This window comes from Shinella sp. SUS2 (assembly GCF_001262505.1).
In the GTDB taxonomy this organism is placed as follows: domain Bacteria; phylum Pseudomonadota; class Alphaproteobacteria; order Rhizobiales; family Rhizobiaceae; genus Shinella.
On sequence record NZ_KQ410724.1, the window covers coordinates 136,377 to 151,372 of the forward strand.

12 protein-coding genes are annotated in these 14,996 nt (G+C 63.8%); 5 read left to right on the plus strand and 7 right to left on the minus strand.

What is annotated here, in order from left to right:
* Positions 1–120: 120 nt before the first annotated feature.
* From AKG11_RS03240 to AKG11_RS03250, 3 genes are all read right to left on the minus strand, one after another.
* A complete protein-coding gene (locus AKG11_RS03240) occupies positions 121–588 on the minus strand; it encodes a hypothetical protein (protein ID WP_050742915.1) in 468 nt (155 codons plus the stop codon).
* Between the two features lie 64 nt (positions 589–652).
* The gene (gene uvrC, locus AKG11_RS03245; RefSeq protein WP_050742916.1) at positions 653–2,704 is read right to left on the minus strand and encodes an excinuclease ABC subunit UvrC; all 2,052 of its coding nucleotides are present in this window, start codon (positions 2,702–2,704) and stop codon (positions 653–655) included.
* Positions 2,701–3,465, minus strand: a complete 765-nt coding sequence (locus AKG11_RS03250; RefSeq protein ID WP_050742917.1) for an SDR family oxidoreductase — start codon at positions 3,463–3,465, stop codon at positions 2,701–2,703. The genes uvrC and AKG11_RS03250 overlap by 4 nt, the downstream gene beginning before the upstream one ends.
* A gap of 357 nt (positions 3,466–3,822) precedes the next feature.
* Here AKG11_RS03250 and AKG11_RS03255 point away from each other — a divergent pair, with 357 nt between their 5' ends.
* Positions 3,823–4,464 (plus strand): outer membrane protein, encoded by a 642-nt coding sequence (locus AKG11_RS03255; protein ID WP_024271289.1) that lies wholly within the window; start codon positions 3,823–3,825, stop codon positions 4,462–4,464.
* A 226-nt stretch (positions 4,465–4,690) separates the two neighbouring features.
* Here AKG11_RS03255 and AKG11_RS03260 read toward each other — a convergent pair whose 3' ends face one another.
* Genes AKG11_RS03260 through AKG11_RS03270 form a run of 3 tightly spaced genes read right to left on the minus strand, consistent with a single transcriptional unit; the run spans position 4,691 to position 6,963 of the window.
* Entirely contained in the window at positions 4,691–5,284 is a 594-nt protein-coding gene (locus AKG11_RS03260; protein WP_197283960.1) for a glutathione S-transferase, read from the minus strand.
* Between the two features lie 12 nt (positions 5,285–5,296).
* Positions 5,297–6,106 carry a ribonuclease T2 family protein gene (locus tag AKG11_RS03265; RefSeq protein ID WP_371260036.1) on the minus strand — a complete coding sequence of 270 codons (810 nt, stop codon included), beginning with the start codon at positions 6,104–6,106 and terminating at the stop codon, positions 5,297–5,299.
* A complete protein-coding gene (locus AKG11_RS03270; RefSeq protein ID WP_050742918.1) occupies positions 6,103–6,963 on the minus strand; it encodes a 23S rRNA (adenine(2030)-N(6))-methyltransferase RlmJ in 861 nt (286 codons plus the stop codon). The genes AKG11_RS03265 and AKG11_RS03270 overlap by 4 nt, the downstream gene beginning before the upstream one ends.
* 111 nt (positions 6,964–7,074) lie before the next feature.
* On the opposite strand from AKG11_RS03270, the gene AKG11_RS03275 reads away from it, so the two are divergent.
* The 4 genes from AKG11_RS03275 (at position 7,075) to creD (ending at position 13,557) form a co-directional block, all read left to right on the plus strand.
* Positions 7,075–9,189: a molybdopterin-containing oxidoreductase family protein gene (locus tag AKG11_RS03275; RefSeq protein WP_371260037.1), complete on the plus strand. Its 2,115-nt coding sequence runs from the start codon at positions 7,075–7,077 to the stop codon at positions 9,187–9,189.
* A 20-nt stretch (positions 9,190–9,209) separates the two neighbouring features.
* Entirely contained in the window at positions 9,210–9,806 is a 597-nt protein-coding gene (locus AKG11_RS03280; protein ID WP_050742919.1) for an NUDIX domain-containing protein, read from the plus strand.
* Between the two features lie 347 nt (positions 9,807–10,153).
* Positions 10,154–11,944, plus strand: coding sequence for an aspartate--tRNA ligase (gene aspS, locus AKG11_RS03285; RefSeq protein WP_050743156.1), 1,791 nt, complete (start codon positions 10,154–10,156; stop codon positions 11,942–11,944).
* A gap of 182 nt (positions 11,945–12,126) precedes the next feature.
* The gene (gene creD, locus AKG11_RS03290) at positions 12,127–13,557 is read left to right on the plus strand and encodes a cell envelope integrity protein CreD (RefSeq protein WP_050742920.1); all 1,431 of its coding nucleotides are present in this window, start codon (positions 12,127–12,129) and stop codon (positions 13,555–13,557) included.
* 74 nt (positions 13,558–13,631) lie between these two features.
* On the opposite strand, the gene AKG11_RS03295 is transcribed toward creD, so the two are convergent.
* Positions 13,632–14,828 carry a YdgA family protein gene (locus AKG11_RS03295; RefSeq protein ID WP_023512798.1) on the minus strand — a complete coding sequence of 399 codons (1,197 nt, stop codon included), beginning with the start codon at positions 14,826–14,828 and terminating at the stop codon, positions 13,632–13,634.
* Between the last annotated feature and the right edge of the window lie 168 nt (positions 14,829–14,996).

Sequence of the window (14,996 nt, forward strand, 5' to 3'; positions counted from 1 at the left end):
AGGTCTTTGTGACATCGCCGTCAACCTTTGTTTCCGGCAATTCTTGGCGATTTTACGGAGCGTGGACGAATGTCGCAGCCATTGTCGCAAAACGCTGCGGATTCTCCGGTTCTGGCGGGTTCACGTCGGAGGTTTTCCGTCCGTCGTGAAGGCGGCGGAAAAGCGCTTGCCATCCGGCAGCGTGCCCTCGCAGGCAATTGTCGCCGGTCCTTTCATCGGGTTGCCGAAACCGCAGGTGCCCGTCGCCGGAAAGACGTCCGGCTGGTCCGGCGTGTCCGTGCGGCTGACGATCACCTTGTCGAGCTTGACCACGTCCGTCTCCGGTGTCGGATTGTCGCCGTCCATGCCGGTGAAGGTAATGATGCGGCTGTCGTCGAGAACGAAATAGAAACCGACGCGGCCGTCCGGATAGGTGACGTTGAGCAGCTTTTGCGAACAGGCCTTGCTGAATTCCAGGTCGCCGACGATGAGTTCACTGCAGGTTCCGCTGACACCCAGCATCTGCGCATCGCCGACCTGCGTCTGCGCGGCGGCGGCTGTCGCGAGAAGACAGAGGCCGAAGGGCGTGATCCGGCGGAAGGCGGTCATGATGTCGCTCCGGGTGAAGGAATGCCGTGGAGGCACCCTAGCACCCACCGGCAGGGCGGGCCAGCTATCCCGCGGCGTCGTCGTGGAAATGGTTGTAGACGATGCGGGCGACACTTTCGGAAATGCCGGCGACCGCCATGAGGTCGGCCATCGCCGCGCGGGAAACGGCCTTGGCGGTGCCGAAATGCTGGAGCAGGGCACGCTTGCGCGTCGGGCCGATGCCGCCGATCTCGTCGAGCGGGTTCTTCACCATTTCCTTCTTGCGCCGTGCCCGGTGCGAGCCGATGGCGAAGCGGTGCGCCTCGTCGCGCAGGCGCTGCACGAAATAGAGCACGGGATCGCGCGGCGGCAGGGAGAAGTCGGCAAGGCCCTTCATGAAGAAGCGTTCGCGCCCGGCCTCGCGGTCGGCGCCCTTGGCGACACCGATGGCGACGACCTGGTCGGTGATGCCAAGGTCTTCGAGGATGGCGCGCACCGCCGTCATCTGGCCTTGGCCGCCGTCGATGAGGATGACGTCGGGCCAGGCGGGGAAGGGCAGGTCCGCCGCGTCCGCACTCTGGTCGGCGGTGCGGTCCGGCAGTCCTTCTTCCTTGATGAGGCGGGAGAAGCGCCGGGTCATCACTTCCTTCATCATGCCGAAATCGTCGCCGGGCGTGATGTCGGTCGATTTGATGTTGAACTTGCGGTACTGCCCCTTCACGAAGCCTTCCGGCCCCGCCACCACCATGCCGCCGACGGCATTGGTGCCCATGATGTGCGAGTTGTCGTAGATCTCGATGCGGCGCGGTACGGAGGAAAGCTTGAACGTTGCGGCGAAGCCATCGAGCAGGCGGGACTGCGAGGCCGTCTCCGCCAGCTTGCGGCCATGGGCCTCGCGGGCATTGGCGACGACATGGTCGACGAGGTCCTTCTTCTCGCCGCGCTGCGGCACGGAGATGGCGACCTTGTAGTTCGAGCGTTCGGAAAGAGCCTGGCTGAGCAGGTCCATTTCCTCGACGGATTCGGAGAGAAGAATCTGCCGGGGACAGGGTTTGTCGTCGTAGAACTGGGCGAGAAACGCGTTCAGCACTTCGGCGCCTGAAAGCTGCGGGTCGGCCTTCGGGAAATAGGCGCGGTTGCCCCAGTTCTGCCCGGTGCGGAAGAAGAACACCTGGATGCAGGAGACGCCGCCCTCGTGGTGGATGGCGAAGATATCGGCTTCCTCGACGCCGGCCGGGTTGATGCCCTGGTGGCTCTGGACGTGGCTCAGCGCCGCCAACCTGTCGCGATAGACGGCGGCGCGCTCGAAATCGAGGTCTTCGGCAGCGGCATTCATGGCCTCGGCCATGTGCGCCTTCACCTTCTGGCTCTTGCCGGAAAGAAAGTCCTTCGCCTCCTGCACCAGCTCCGCATAGTCGGCATCGCGGATCTCATGGGTACAGGGGCCGGAACAGCGCTTGATCTGGTAGAGCAGGCAGGGCCGTGTGCGCGTCTCGAAGACACTGTCCGTGCAGGTGCGCAGGAGGAAGGCGCGTTGCAGCGAGTTGATCGTGCGCCCCACCGCGCCGGCGGAGGCGAAGGGACCGAAATAGTCCCCCTTCCGGCTGCGCGCGCCGCGATGTTTGAAGATTGCCGGCGCACGCGTATCGCCCGTCACGAGAATGTAGGGGAAGGACTTGTCGTCACGCAGGAGCACGTTGAAGCGCGGGCGCAAGCGCTTGATGAGGTTCGCTTCCAGCAGCAGCGCCTCGGTTTCGGTGCGCGTGGTGACGAACTCCATGTTCGTCGTCTGGCGGATCATCTGGGAGATGCGGTTGGAATGGCCGCGGCCCTGCGCATAGTTCGTCACGCGCTTCTTCAGGCTGCGCGCCTTGCCGACATAGAGCACGTCGCCGGCCGTGTTGAACATGCGATAGACGCCGGGGCTGTTCGGCAGGCGCTTGACGAAGTGCTGGATCAGCTCGGCGCCGATGATGCCCTCGGGCGTATCGCCGCCTTCGTTCCAATCGATTCCGGGAGTGGCGATGCCGGGCGTGACGGCGCCGGTCGCCGCGGGGGATTCCTGCAGCTCGTCCTCGTCGTCCGTCTCGTTCTCGTCATAGAGGATGCCGCCATCCTCCACCTTCCGGCCATTCATTCGGTTATTCCCCCGACATCGGGTGTTTCCCAGGCGAGATGCTGTCCGCCGTCGAGCGCTATCATTTGCCCGGTAATGGATGGCGTGTCGAACAAAAAGCGAACTGTGCGGCCAAATTCCCCAAGATCCGGTCCCCGGCGTAGGATCAGGCCCTCCACCTGCGCCTGGAAGGCGGCATCGTCCTGCCGCTCGTTCGGCAGCGACGGGCCGGGACCGATGGCATTGACGCGCACGCGCGGCGCAAAACTCTGCGCCATGGTGCGGGTCGCCATCCACAGCGCCGATTTGGAAAGCGTATAGGAATAGTAGCGCGGCGTCGGGTTCCAGACGCGCTGGTCGATGATGTTGACGATCAAGCCCGCTGTGCCCTCTGGAAGCTGGCAAACGAAGTCGCGTGCAAGGATCGACGGCGCCTTCACATGCACGGCGAAATGCCGGTCCCACAAGGGATCGTCGAACGCCTCGACCGTGTCGGGCTTGAAGAGGGAGGCGTTGTTGACAAGGAGGTCGATGGGGCCGAGCGCCGCTGCCGCAGTGCCGATCAGTCGACCGGTCGCCGCCCCGTCCGCGAGGTCGCATTGCACGGCGACGGCCCTTCCGCCGGCCTCATTGACGGCGCTGGCCATCGCCTCGGCGTCTTCCAGAGATGTGTTGGCATGGATGGCGACGGCGAAACCGTTCGCGATGAGGTCTTCCACGATGGCCTTGCCGATGCGTTTCGCGCCGCCCGTCACGAGGGCTGTCCTGAGGGGCTTGTTCACGAAAATCCATCCTGCCGATTCATTTGATTAACCGGCCCAAGATATAGACATCCCAGCGCAGGCTTAAACTCCCCCTGACAATTGGTTGCAGAAAAATTAACTGCAAAAGCGACTTCAAAGTAATTTGAAGTATATTTTATTGATTTTTCCGCTTACTGAAATCGTGGTTAACAAATACCCTGGTGCGCAAAAGTCACATCCCATTTGTGCCGCGCCGTTGCCACAATCATTTCACATTTTGGCTCTTTCAATTCCTCAATCTTTATTCAATTTCCGCTCAACCGGGCGGGACTGAATTGGAAATGACGATGCCCGATCGCCTCCCAGAGAGGGCGTCGTTTAGTAAAGGAGAATATCATGCGTACACTTATCGCCACCCTCATCGCTTCGACCGTTTCCATGGTCGCTTTCCAGGCTGCTCACGCTGCTGACGCCATCGACGAAATTCCGCAGGCTCCGGCCGCCGAATATTCCGAGCCGGTTGCCAGCGGCAACTGGGCCGGCGCCTATGCCGGTGGTACGGCAAGCTGGCAGCGCGGTGACTTCAACCGTCAGGGCGACGCCAAGGCGAACGGCCTCGGCGGCGGCGTCTACGGCGGCTACAACATGCAGAGCGGCCAGCTCGTCTACGGCGGTGAAACCGACCTGAACTACTCGGGCGTCGATGCCGAGCGCAACGGCCTCAAGGGCAAGCAGGGCGTCAACGGCTCGATCCGCGGCCGCGTCGGTATCGACCTGAACCCGGTCCTCGTCTACGGCACGGCCGGTATCGCCGGTACCAACGTCGAGATGAAGAACGCCAACGGCAAGGACGACCGCAACATGGTCGGCTGGACCGCCGGTGCCGGTGCCGAAGCCTTCGTGACCAACAACGTCACGGCGCGTATCGAGTACCGCTACAGCGACTACCAGAAGAAGAGCTTCAACCTCGGCGGCGACAAGGTCAAGTCGGGCTTCGAAGACCACAGCGTTCGCGTCGGTCTCGGCGTGAAGTTCTAAGCCTCACGGCTCCAGCAAGACGGAAAGGCCGGGCGAAAGCCCGGCCTTTTCTGTTTTGGAGGGATGGGATTGCCCCTCACCCTAACCCTCTCCCCGCAAGCGGGGAGAGGGGATGTGCCCCGCAAATTGTTGTTGCCTGGGGAAATCGTCGCGGCATATCCCCTTCGCCCCGTTTACGGGGAGAAGGTGGCCGGCAGGCCGGATGAGGGGCTTTGCAATCGAGCCGTCAGTCTTTGAACTGCGCATAGTCAGGGAAAACCGCCTCGAAGCGGGAGAGGAAGCGCTTCAGCTTCGGCCGGCCACGCTGCCATTTGCCGGCAAAGCGCAGCTCGATGTAGCGCAGCATGGCGGCGAGCGCGAAATGGCCGGCATTTGGCTTCTTGCCGAGGCGCGGCATGTTTTCTTCGAGATGGTCGAGCGCACGCTCCACCTTCTGCCACTGCCGGTCGATCCAGGGCTGGTGGACCTTCTCTTCCGGTCGCGAGCGGCGCTCGTAGACGATGGCGAGCAGGCTGTCGCAGATACCGTCGGCCGTCGCCTCCAGTATATCCACTTCCGTGCGTTTTGCCGCATTGCGGGGGTAGAGCGTACCCTTCGTCTGGCGGTCGATGTAGTTCATGATCGCACGGCTGTCATAGACAGCAAGGCCCTCGTCGGTCACGAGCGTCGGGATCTTCCCGAGGGGATTGGCAGCCAGCAGCTCCGCCGGGTCGGCATTGGTGTCGGCTGAGACCGACTGCGCGGCAAGGCCTGCGAAATGCGCGGCCATGCGCACCTTGGTGGAATAGGGCGAGGCACTCGAATAGAAGATCTTCATCAGCGGCATCCTGTTCTAGCGAATGGGCGGTTGTTCGATGGATTTGGCGCGGCAGCCCGCGCGGTCGACGGCAGGGCAGGTGCGGAAGGAAAGGTCCGTCGTCATGCAGATGCGGATCTCCTCCAGCCGCCCGTCTTCGCAGGTCACGGCGATGCCCTTGCGATCGAGCCCGGGATTGGCCGCGATGAAGGCGGCCTCCGCCGCATCGGGGGAAAGCCGGGCAACGCCGCGCTGTGGCGCGAGGTCGGCGGGAATGTCGATGCGCTCGAAGGCCGCGCGGGTCACGGCAAAATAGTCCTTCTGGCTGAGGCCAGAGCAGGAGCCGTGCTTGCGCCACTGGTGGCCGACCAGCCCCATGGAGGGAATGATGTCGAGCACGGTGCGGCCGAGCTTCTCCGGCACGCGGTCCGGCTGGCGCGTCGGGCAGAATTCCGGGTAGCCGCGGTCGTTCTGCGGCCAGAGCCCGTGCACGATGAAGCCGTTGTTCTCGCCGCGCCGGCACTGTTGCGTTCGGCCGCCTGCATCGTTGTCCGCGCACCAGGTCGGTGACCAGGAGAGCGACAGCACGTAGAAATCGAAGCCCGTGCCGAGCGGCACGGCCGCGCGCGTTTCCGGCGCTTTGCGGCTCGCCTCGGTCTTCTGCTTTTCGGCCGGCTTGTCCTCGCTGCAGCCGGCAAGCGCGACCAGCCCGGCGAGGAGCAGACACAGGGGGCGGGCGAGGGGGAAGGAAGGCGGGCGGCTCATCGTTCGGCGGCGGCAGGCAAAGGCGTCATTGAGGTCTCCCGGTTCGGCGCGCGATTGTTGCCGCCGGACGGCAAAGGTCAAGAGGCCTTCGTCTCCCCGGCGATCCAGAAGGCGCGGGCCGAGCCGAAGCGGTCCTGCGCCAGCCGCTCCTTGAGGAAGGGCAGCAGAACGTCGAGTTCCTGCTTCAGCGTATAGGGTGGATTGACGACGATGAGGCCGGAGCCCGTCAGTCCCGTCGTCTCGCGGTCGCTCTTCACCGAAAGCTCCGCGCAGAGCATCTTGGGGATGCCTGTCTCCTTCAGCGTCTTGTGGAAGGCGGCGATGGGAGCGTTCTTTTTCAGAGGATACCACAGGCAATAGACCCCGCCGGGAAAGCGGCGCACGGCCTTTTGCAGCCCGTCGACCAGCCGCTCGTACTCGCCCTCGATCTCGAAGGGCGGATCGACCAGCACGATGCCGCGCTTTTCCTTCGGCGGCAGGTGCGCGCCGAGCGACAGCCAGCCGTCGAGCCGGGTGATGCGGCTCTGGAAGTCGCCGTCGAACAGGCGATGCAGCGTCTCGTAGTCGTCCGGATGCAGTTCCATGGCGGAGAGCCGGTCCTGCGGGCGGAAGAGCAGGCGCGCCAGTTTTGGCGAGCCTGGATAATAGGTTAGCCCGCCTTGCGGATTCAACTCGTGAACAGCCTTCAGGTAGGGCGCGAGAATTTCCGCAACCGCCGCCGGCAGGTCGCCGTCGAGCAGCCGGCCGATGCCGTCGCGCCATTCGCCTGTCTTCTGCGCTTCCCCGCTCGAAAGATCGTAGAGGCCGATGCCGGCATGGGTGTCGAGCACGCGGAACGCCTTGTCCTTGCCCTGCATGTAGAGGACGAGGCGAGCGAGCACGGCGTGTTTGAGCACATCCGCGAAATTGCCGGCGTGATAGATGTGGCGGTAGTTCATTTGAGGCCCCGTGCGACGCCCACGATCATCCGCGCTGATGCGACGATGAATTGTTGCAATGGTAGAATGATTTGCCTTTTGGCACTTCGTGCTCTGCAATATAGAAAAGCCATGAACGTTGCGACCCCCCATCTCGGAAAACCGCGTATCGGCCACTCGGCCTGTCCGCATGACTGTCCCTCCACCTGCGCTCTCGATGTCGAGATCGGCGCAGACGGACGCATCGGCCGCGTCAAGGGCAGCGCCGACAACAGCTACACGGCCGGCGTCATCTGCGCCAAGGTCGCCCGCTATGCCGATCGCCTCTACCATCCGGACCGGTTGATGAAGCCGCTGGTGCGCAGGGGCGAGAAGGGCGGCGGCGAATGGGCCGACATTTCCTGGGAGGCGGCGCTCGACGCCATTGCGGAAAGCTTCGTCAAGGCCGAGCAGGCCCATGGCAGCGAGGCGGTCTGGCCTTATTATTATGCCGGAACGATGGGTCTGGTGCAGCGCGATTCCATCGAGCGTCTGCGTCATGCGAAACGCTATTCCGGCTTCTTCGATTCGATTTGCACCAATCCCGCCTGGACCGGCTTTTCCATGGGCGCCGGAACGTTGCGCGGACCCGATCCGCGCGAGATGGCAAAATCGGACTGCGTGGTGATCTGGGGCACAAACGCCGTCTCCACCCAGGTCAACGTGATGACCCATGCGGTGAAGGCGCGCAAGGAGCGGGGGGCGAAGATCGTCGTTGTCGACATTTACGACAACCCTACGATGAAGCAGGCCGACCTTGCATTAAAACTTCGGCCCGGCACCGATGCCGCGCTCGCCTGCGCCGTCATGCATGTCGCCTTCCGCGACGGTTATGCCGACCGTGCCTATATGGAGGCATTCGCCGACGACCCGGCCGGTCTCGAGACGCATCTTGCCAGCCGCAATCCGGCCTGGGCGGCCGGAATCACCGGTCTGACGGTGGACGAAATCGAGGCCTTCGCCGCTCTCGTTGGGCAAACAAAACGGAGTTTTTTCCGCCTCGGCTATGGTTTTACCCGCAGCCGCAACGGTGCCGTCTCCATGCATGCGGCGCTCTCCATCGCCACCGTGCTCGGTTCCTGGCAGTATGAGGGCGGCGGTGCGTTCCACAGCAATTCCGCGATCTTCCATCTACGCAAGGGCGAGCTGACAGGCGCGAAGCTCGTCGATCCCGATATCCGCATGCTCGACCAGTCGCAGATCGGTCGCATCCTGACAGGCGATGCCGTCGCGTTGCGCGGGCGCGGCCCGGTCAACGCCATGCTGATCCAGAACACCAATCCGGCGAATGTCGCGCCGGAGCAACGCCTGGTGAAGCAGGGCTTTCTGCGCGACGACCTTTTCGTGGCGGTGCACGAGCATTTCATGACCGATACGGCGAAGCTTGCCGATATCGTGCTGCCGGCCACCATGTTCGTCGAGCATGACGACATCTATCGCGGCGGTGGCCACCAGCACATCCTGCTCGGGCCGAAGCTCGTCGAGCCGCCCGAAACGGTACGCACCAATCTTTTCGTCATCGAAGAGCTCGCCAGGCGTCTCGGCGTCGGCGACATGCCGGGCTTCGGGCTTTCCGAGCAGGAGCACATCACCCGCATGCTGCCCTACTACGAGCGGGATTTCGACGGCCTGAAGGAGGAGAAGTGGATCGACTGTCAGCCGGATTTCGAAACCGCACATTTTTCCAAGGGCTTCGGCTTTCCCGATGGCAAGTTCCGCTTCCGGCCGAACTGGACGAACACGCCCGCGCCCAACCGGCCGCCGAAGGTGCTCGGCGCCTTCGGTCCGCATGAGGCGCTGCCGACCTTCCCGGATCATGTGGCGATCATCGAGACGCCGGATGGGGATCACCCCTTCCGTCTCGCCACGTCGCCTGCCCGAACCTTCCTCAACTCGACCTTCACGGAGACGAAGGGCTCGCGCGAACGCGAGGGCCGGCCGGAGGTGATGATCCATCCCGAGGATGCGGCGGCGCGCGGTGTAGCCGAGGGTGATATCGTGCAGCTTGGCAACGTCCGCGGCGACATCCGCCTGCACGCCAAGGTGACAGACAGCGTGAAGCCGGGTGTACTGATCGCCGAAGGGATCTGGCCGAATTCCGCCCATCTCGACGGGGAGGGCATCAATGTCCTGACCGGCGCCGACCCGGTCGCGCCCTATGGTGGCGCTGCCTTCCACGACAACCGCGTCTGGCTGCGCAAGGCCTGAACGTCACGCAAGGATTTTTCATGACGTCCGACATGTCCTCCGCCGTCCGTATCGTCGATCAGCAGACGGTCTGGAAGCGCTTCATCCATCTTCGCACTGTCGTGGTCGAGCAGAGGCGGGCGGACGGCCGGGTGGAGCAGCTGGATCGCGAGGTGCACGACCATGGCCCGGCGGCCTGCGTGCTGCTGGTCGATCCGGTCCGCCAGTCGGTCATCCTGGTGCGGCAGTTCCGTCCCGGCGCCTTCTTCGGCGGCCATCCGGACGGTTTCCTTGCGGAAGTGCCGGCGGGCCTGCTCGACGACGACGCGCCCGAGGCGGCCGTCGCTCGCGAGGCGATGGAGGAGACCGGCTATGCGGTGCGCGACGTGCGCCACCTCTTCGACATCTATTCCAGCCCCGGCACGCTGACGGAGCGCGTCGGCTGCTTCGTTGCCCGTATCGACGCGACGGCGCGTGACGGCGAGGGCGGCGGCGTCGACGGGGAGGGCGAGGATATCGAGGTCGTCGAACTGCCGATCGACGAAGCCTACGGCCTCATCGCCACCGGTGGCATCCAGGATGCGAAGACCATCGTCATGCTGCAATGGCTGATGCTGCACCGTGGGGAGTTCGGCTGATCCCTCGCCGGGATCATGTTCGCGGTCGGGATGCAGAACGTTTCCGGGGCGCGGCTGGAAGCAAGGCGTAGCCCCTCACCCTGGCCCTCGCCTCGCAAGCGGGGAGAGGGGACGTGCCCCACGAACCGGTGATGACGAAGGAAAACGGTGCGGCATATCCCCTTCGCCCCGCTTGCGGGGAGAAGGTGGCGGCAGCCGGATGAGGGGCGGGGACAGCCGGCACCCTCCCGGCAAAAGACCCGCAAGCCTTGACAAACAGCGTCGGCCATGCGCTTTTCCGCGCGATTTTTCTTGGTCGCCGCGCCGGGTTCTTCCCGCGCGGCCTATCAGCATTTCAGGATACCACGATGCACCGTTACCGCAGCCACACCTGCGCCGCCCTCCGCAAGTCCGATGTCGGCCAGACCGTCCGTCTTTCCGGCTGGGTTCACCGCGTTCGAGATCATGGCGGCGTGCTCTTCATCGACCTGCGCGACCATTACGGCATCACCCAGGTCGTCGCCGATCCCGATTCGCCGGCCTTCAAGAAAGCCGAGACCGTGCGCGGCGAATGGGTGATCCGCATCGACGGTCTCGTCAAGGCACGCACCGAGGATACCGTCAACAAGGGCATGCCGACCGGCGAGATCGAGCTCTACGCGCAGGACATCGAAGTCCTCTCGGCCGCCAAGGAACTGCCGCTGCCGGTCTTCGGCGAGCCGGACTATCCGGAAGACGTGCGCCTGAAGTACCGCTTCATCGACCTGCGCCGCGAGACGCTGCACAAGAACATCGTCAAGCGCACGCAGATCATCTCCTCCATGCGCAAGGGCATGGGTGAGGCGGGTTTTGCTGAATACACGACGCCGATCCTGACCGCCTCCTCGCCCGAGGGCGCGCGCGACTTCCTCGTGCCCTCGCGCATCCACGAAGGCAAGTTCTTCGCGCTGCCGCAGGCCCCACAGCAGTACAAGCAGCTGCTGATGGTTGCCGGTTTCGACCGCTACTTCCAGATCGCGCCGTGCTTCCGCGACGAAGATCCGCGTGCCGACCGCCTGCCGGGCGAATTCTATCAGCTCGACGTCGAGATGAGCTTCGTCACCCAGGAAGACGTCTGGGAGACCATGGAGCCAATGATGACGGCCGTTTTCGAAGAATTCGCCGAAGGCAAGCCGGTCACCAAGAAGTGGCCGCGCATCCCCTATGACGAGGCGATCCGCAAGTATGGCTCCGACAAGCCGGACCTTCGCAACCCGATCGTCATGCAGGCCGTCACCGATCATTTCGCCGGTTCCGGTTTCAAGGTCTTCGCGAACATGATCGCCTCGAACCCGAAGGTCCAGGTCTGGGCGATCCCGGCCAAGACCGGCGGTTCCCGTGCCTTCTGCGATCGCATGAACGCCTGGGCACAGTCGATGGGCCAGCCCGGCCTCGGCTACATCTTCTGGCGCAAGGAGGGCGAGAAGCTCGAAGGCGCCGGCCCGCTTGCCAAGAACATCGGCGAAGAGCGCACGGAAGCCGTCCGTCAGCAGCTCGGTCTCGATGACGGCGATGCCTGCTTCTTCGTCGCCGGCGATCCCGCGAAGTTCTACAAGTTCGCCGGCGAAGCCCGCACGCGCGCCGGCGAGGAGCTGAACCTCGTCGACCGCGATCGCTTCGAAATGTGCTGGATCGTCGATTTCCCGTTCTACGAATACAACGAAGACGAAAAGAAGATCGACTTCGCGCACAACCCCTTCTCCATGCCGCAGGGCGGCCTCGAGGCCTTCGACAGCAAGGATCCGCTGGAGCTGAAGGCCTACCAGTATGACGCGGTCTGCAACGGCTTCGAAATCGCCTCGGGCTCGATCCGTAACCAGTCGCCGGAACTGATGGTCAAGGCCTTCGAGAAGGTCGGCCTCTCGCAGGGCGACGTGGAAGAGCGCTTCGGCGGCCTCTACCGCGCCTTCCAGTACGGTGCTCCGCCGCACGGCGGTTGCGCCTTCGGCATCGACCGCGTGGTTATGCTGCTCGTCGGCGCGAAGAACCTGCGCGAGATCTCGCTGTTCCCGATGAACCAGCAGGCACAGGACCTCCTCATGAACGCCCCGTCGCCGGCCGCCCCGGCGCAGCTGCGGGAACTGGCGCTGCGCGTCGTTCCCTCGCAGAAGAAGGACTGAGCCTTCGCGGCTGTCTCCTGTGAAAGGGCCGGTGGAAACACCGGCCCTTTCCTTTTGCGCGGACGCCACAATGCCGTGAATTCGCCGCCAGTCGATCCCAATTCGGCGCACAATCAGTCGAAATGCACCCCTAGCGTGAAGATGCGCCCGAAAGAGGCGATTCACGACTGGAGGGACTTTTCATGACATCGACGGAAGCGGACGATCCCATTCCCGTATCGAGCAGGCAGATGCCGCCCATCGAGCCGCGCGGCAATCTTGCCACGTTCCTGCGCTCGCCCGGCGTCAAATTCATCATGATCGGCATCATTTCGGTGGCGCTGCTGGTGCCGCTGCTCCTGGTCTGGGGCCTGACGGAGGAGCGCGCACAGCGCGCGGCCGATGTCTCGCGGCGCATCGCCAACGGCTGGGGCGGCGACCAGGCGATCAACGGCCCCTATCTTGCGGTACCCTTCGAGGTCGAGCGCAGCCGCACGATGGATGCGCGCACGGTCGTCGAGCGGGTGACCGAATGGGTGCTCGTCATGCCGGAAACACTCGACGTGACGGCCGATCTGAAGGCGGAGGAGCGCAAGCTCTCCATCTACACGCTGCCGGTCTATAACGGCGCGCTGACGTTGAAGGGCCGCTTTGCCGGCAACATCCTGCAGGACCTTGCGCAATTCGACGGCACGCCGCAGCTCGACCGGGCGTTTCTGGTGCTCAACATCAACGACATCACCGGCATCCGCTCCGATGCCGGTGTGAGGATCGACAACGGGGTCGCGCGTCCGTTCGATCCCGGCATGCGGCAGATTTCCGCGATGGCGAGCACGGGCGTGGAGGGTTATGCCACACCACAAACGAGCGCAGGCGTGCACCGGTTCATCGAACGCCCGCTCATCGAAAACGGTTTCGTCTTCGAGATCGCCCTGTCGCTCAACGGTTCGCGCAGCTTCGCCGTCGCGCCCGCCGGCCAGACGACGACCTTTTCGGCCAAGGCGAACTGGCCGCATCCCGGTTTCGAAGGCCTCTTCCTGCCGGAGCAGAAGACCGTCACCGCGTCGGATTTTTCGGCCAAGTGGACGATCCCCTATCTCGCCCGTGGCATCGATCGCGTCGCTGCCGGCCCGACCCTGCCGTTGTCGGGCAGCATGATGAGCATCAACCTCGTGGAGCCCGTGCAGTTCTATCAGGTGGTGTCGCGGACGCTGAAATACTCGATCGGCTTCATTTCGCTCGTCTTTCTCGCCGTCTTCGTCGTGGAGCTGAAGGGCGGGCGCATGGTGCACTGGATCCAGTATGTGCTGACGGGGCTTGCGCTCATCGTGTTCTACGTGCTGCTTCTGGCGCTTGCCGAACACACCGGTTTCACCATCGCCTATGCCGCAGCCTCGCTTGCCACGACCCTGTTGATCGCCGCCTATCTCGGCAGCGCGACGGGCAGCCGCAGGAACGGCCTGTCGCTCGGCGCGGTGCTGCTCTCGGCCTATGGCGTCATGTATCTGGTGCTGCGCGAGGACGAATACGCGCTGCTCGCCGGCGCGCTGATCTCCTTCGTCACCATCGCAGCGACGATGTACGCGACGCGCCGCGTCGAATGGTCGGTGCCGCAGGCGGCCCCGGCTCACTGAGGCAAGTCTCTCAACGCAAAAGGCCCGGAGCGTCAGCTCCGGGCCTTTCCTTTTCGGTCGATCAACCGAATGTCTTACATCTCGTCGTTGGCCGTAACCGTGACGCCGAGAACCTGCGGGATGGTCTGCGGTGCACCCATGGCGGCGCCCATGATCATCGGGAACGGTACCGGCTCCTTCGGCTCGGCGCTGATCGTGATGCTCTTGGGATCGTCGAGATAGGCGTTGGCGGCTTCCGCGATCTGGTTCTGCAGATCCGGCATGTTCAGCTGGGCGAGCATGATCGGGATGAGGCCCTTCAGCGACTGGGCCATCTGGTCGCCGGAAACGCCCTGCTCGCTGCCGGCATAGTCAAGCAGCTTCTTGGTGATCGAGGCGTCTTCGAAGGAGATGGAGGCGCTGTTGAAGGTCAGCTGCTGCACGAGGCCCATCATGGACATGCCCATGGCGGCGTTGGCCTCTTCCTTGTTCGGATTGGCTTCGGCGGCCTTGATGGCCTCCTGCATGCTCTTCAGGAAGTCGAGCGTGTAGCCGGAGAACTCCAGCGCCAGGTTGAGACGGCCGACATCCTTGAAGTCGAAGGCGTATTCGTCGACGGCGAGCTTGCCGCTGGCAAGTTCCCAGCTGCCCGACATCGAGACCTTGCCTTCCAGTGTCTGCATGTTCAGCTTGGCGAGCGTGTCCTTGGCCTTCGGGTCTTCGACCGAGGTGAGGTCGGCCTTCAGGTCCGACAGCGTGGCGTCGAATTCGAGGCCGGCATCGGCGTCCATGCGCTTGATGTTCGCCTCCATGCCGGACATGGAGAAGACTTCCTTGCCCTTGGAGGTGACGGAGACCGGGCCGGCGGTGGCCGATTCGTACATCAGCAGCGATTCCAGCGTGCCGGGAACGACCGTGCCGGGAATGATGACGCCGTTGATGGCGATGTCCTTAGCCGAAACCGTGGCATCCGCTTCGGTGACGTTGATGTCCTGGAACGAAACGGTCTCGACGGTGTAGCCGCCTTCGCCGTCTTCCTCGACGCCATCCATGGTGATGGTGCCGAGCTTGACCGGGGCTTCCGAGCCGGTGGCCTTCAGTTCGGCGCTGTCCAGCGTCACGGTCGAGCCGTCGACGGCGACGTTCGAGGAGCTGATGGTGACGCCGCTCGTGGCATAGGTGGCATTCAGCTTGGCCAGCAGATCCGCGCCATCGAGCGCGAAGGCGGGGCTTGCCAGGGAGGCGAGCGCGGCGCCGGCGAGGAGGGTGCGGAAATGGGAGGTGCGCATCATGTTAGGCTCTCTTTCTGGATTTTTGGACGGCTGCCTTGCCGTTACCGCATCTATACGTGCGGCGCGGCGACTATATTCGGGCCGTTGGAACTTTCCATGGAAATCTCTGCCGCCGGCCGGATTTCCGACTTAGGCTTTACAAAGCGCTATCCACAGGCTGAACGCCCG

Excerpts from the sequence above, each read along its gene's own strand:
- aspS (WP_050743156.1), top strand. The coding sequence starts at position 10,154 with ATGCACCGTTACCGCAGCCACACCTGCGCCGCCCTCCGCAAGTCCGAT.
- AKG11_RS03255 (WP_024271289.1), top strand. The coding sequence starts at position 3,823 with ATGCGTACACTTATCGCCACCCTCATCGCTTCGACCGTTTCCATGGTC.
- AKG11_RS03295 (WP_023512798.1), bottom strand. The coding sequence starts at position 14,828 with ATGATGCGCACCTCCCATTTCCGCACCCTCCTCGCCGGCGCCGCGCTC.
- creD (WP_050742920.1), top strand. The coding sequence starts at position 12,127 with ATGACATCGACGGAAGCGGACGATCCCATTCCCGTATCGAGCAGGCAG.
- AKG11_RS03270 (WP_050742918.1), bottom strand. The coding sequence starts at position 6,963 with ATGAACTACCGCCACATCTATCACGCCGGCAATTTCGCGGATGTGCTC.
- AKG11_RS03280 (WP_050742919.1), top strand. The coding sequence starts at position 9,210 with ATGACGTCCGACATGTCCTCCGCCGTCCGTATCGTCGATCAGCAGACG.
- AKG11_RS03275 (WP_371260037.1), top strand. The coding sequence starts at position 7,075 with ATGAACGTTGCGACCCCCCATCTCGGAAAACCGCGTATCGGCCACTCG.
- AKG11_RS03240 (WP_050742915.1), bottom strand. The coding sequence starts at position 588 with ATGACCGCCTTCCGCCGGATCACGCCCTTCGGCCTCTGTCTTCTCGCG.
- uvrC (WP_050742916.1), bottom strand. The coding sequence starts at position 2,704 with ATGAATGGCCGGAAGGTGGAGGATGGCGGCATCCTCTATGACGAGAAC.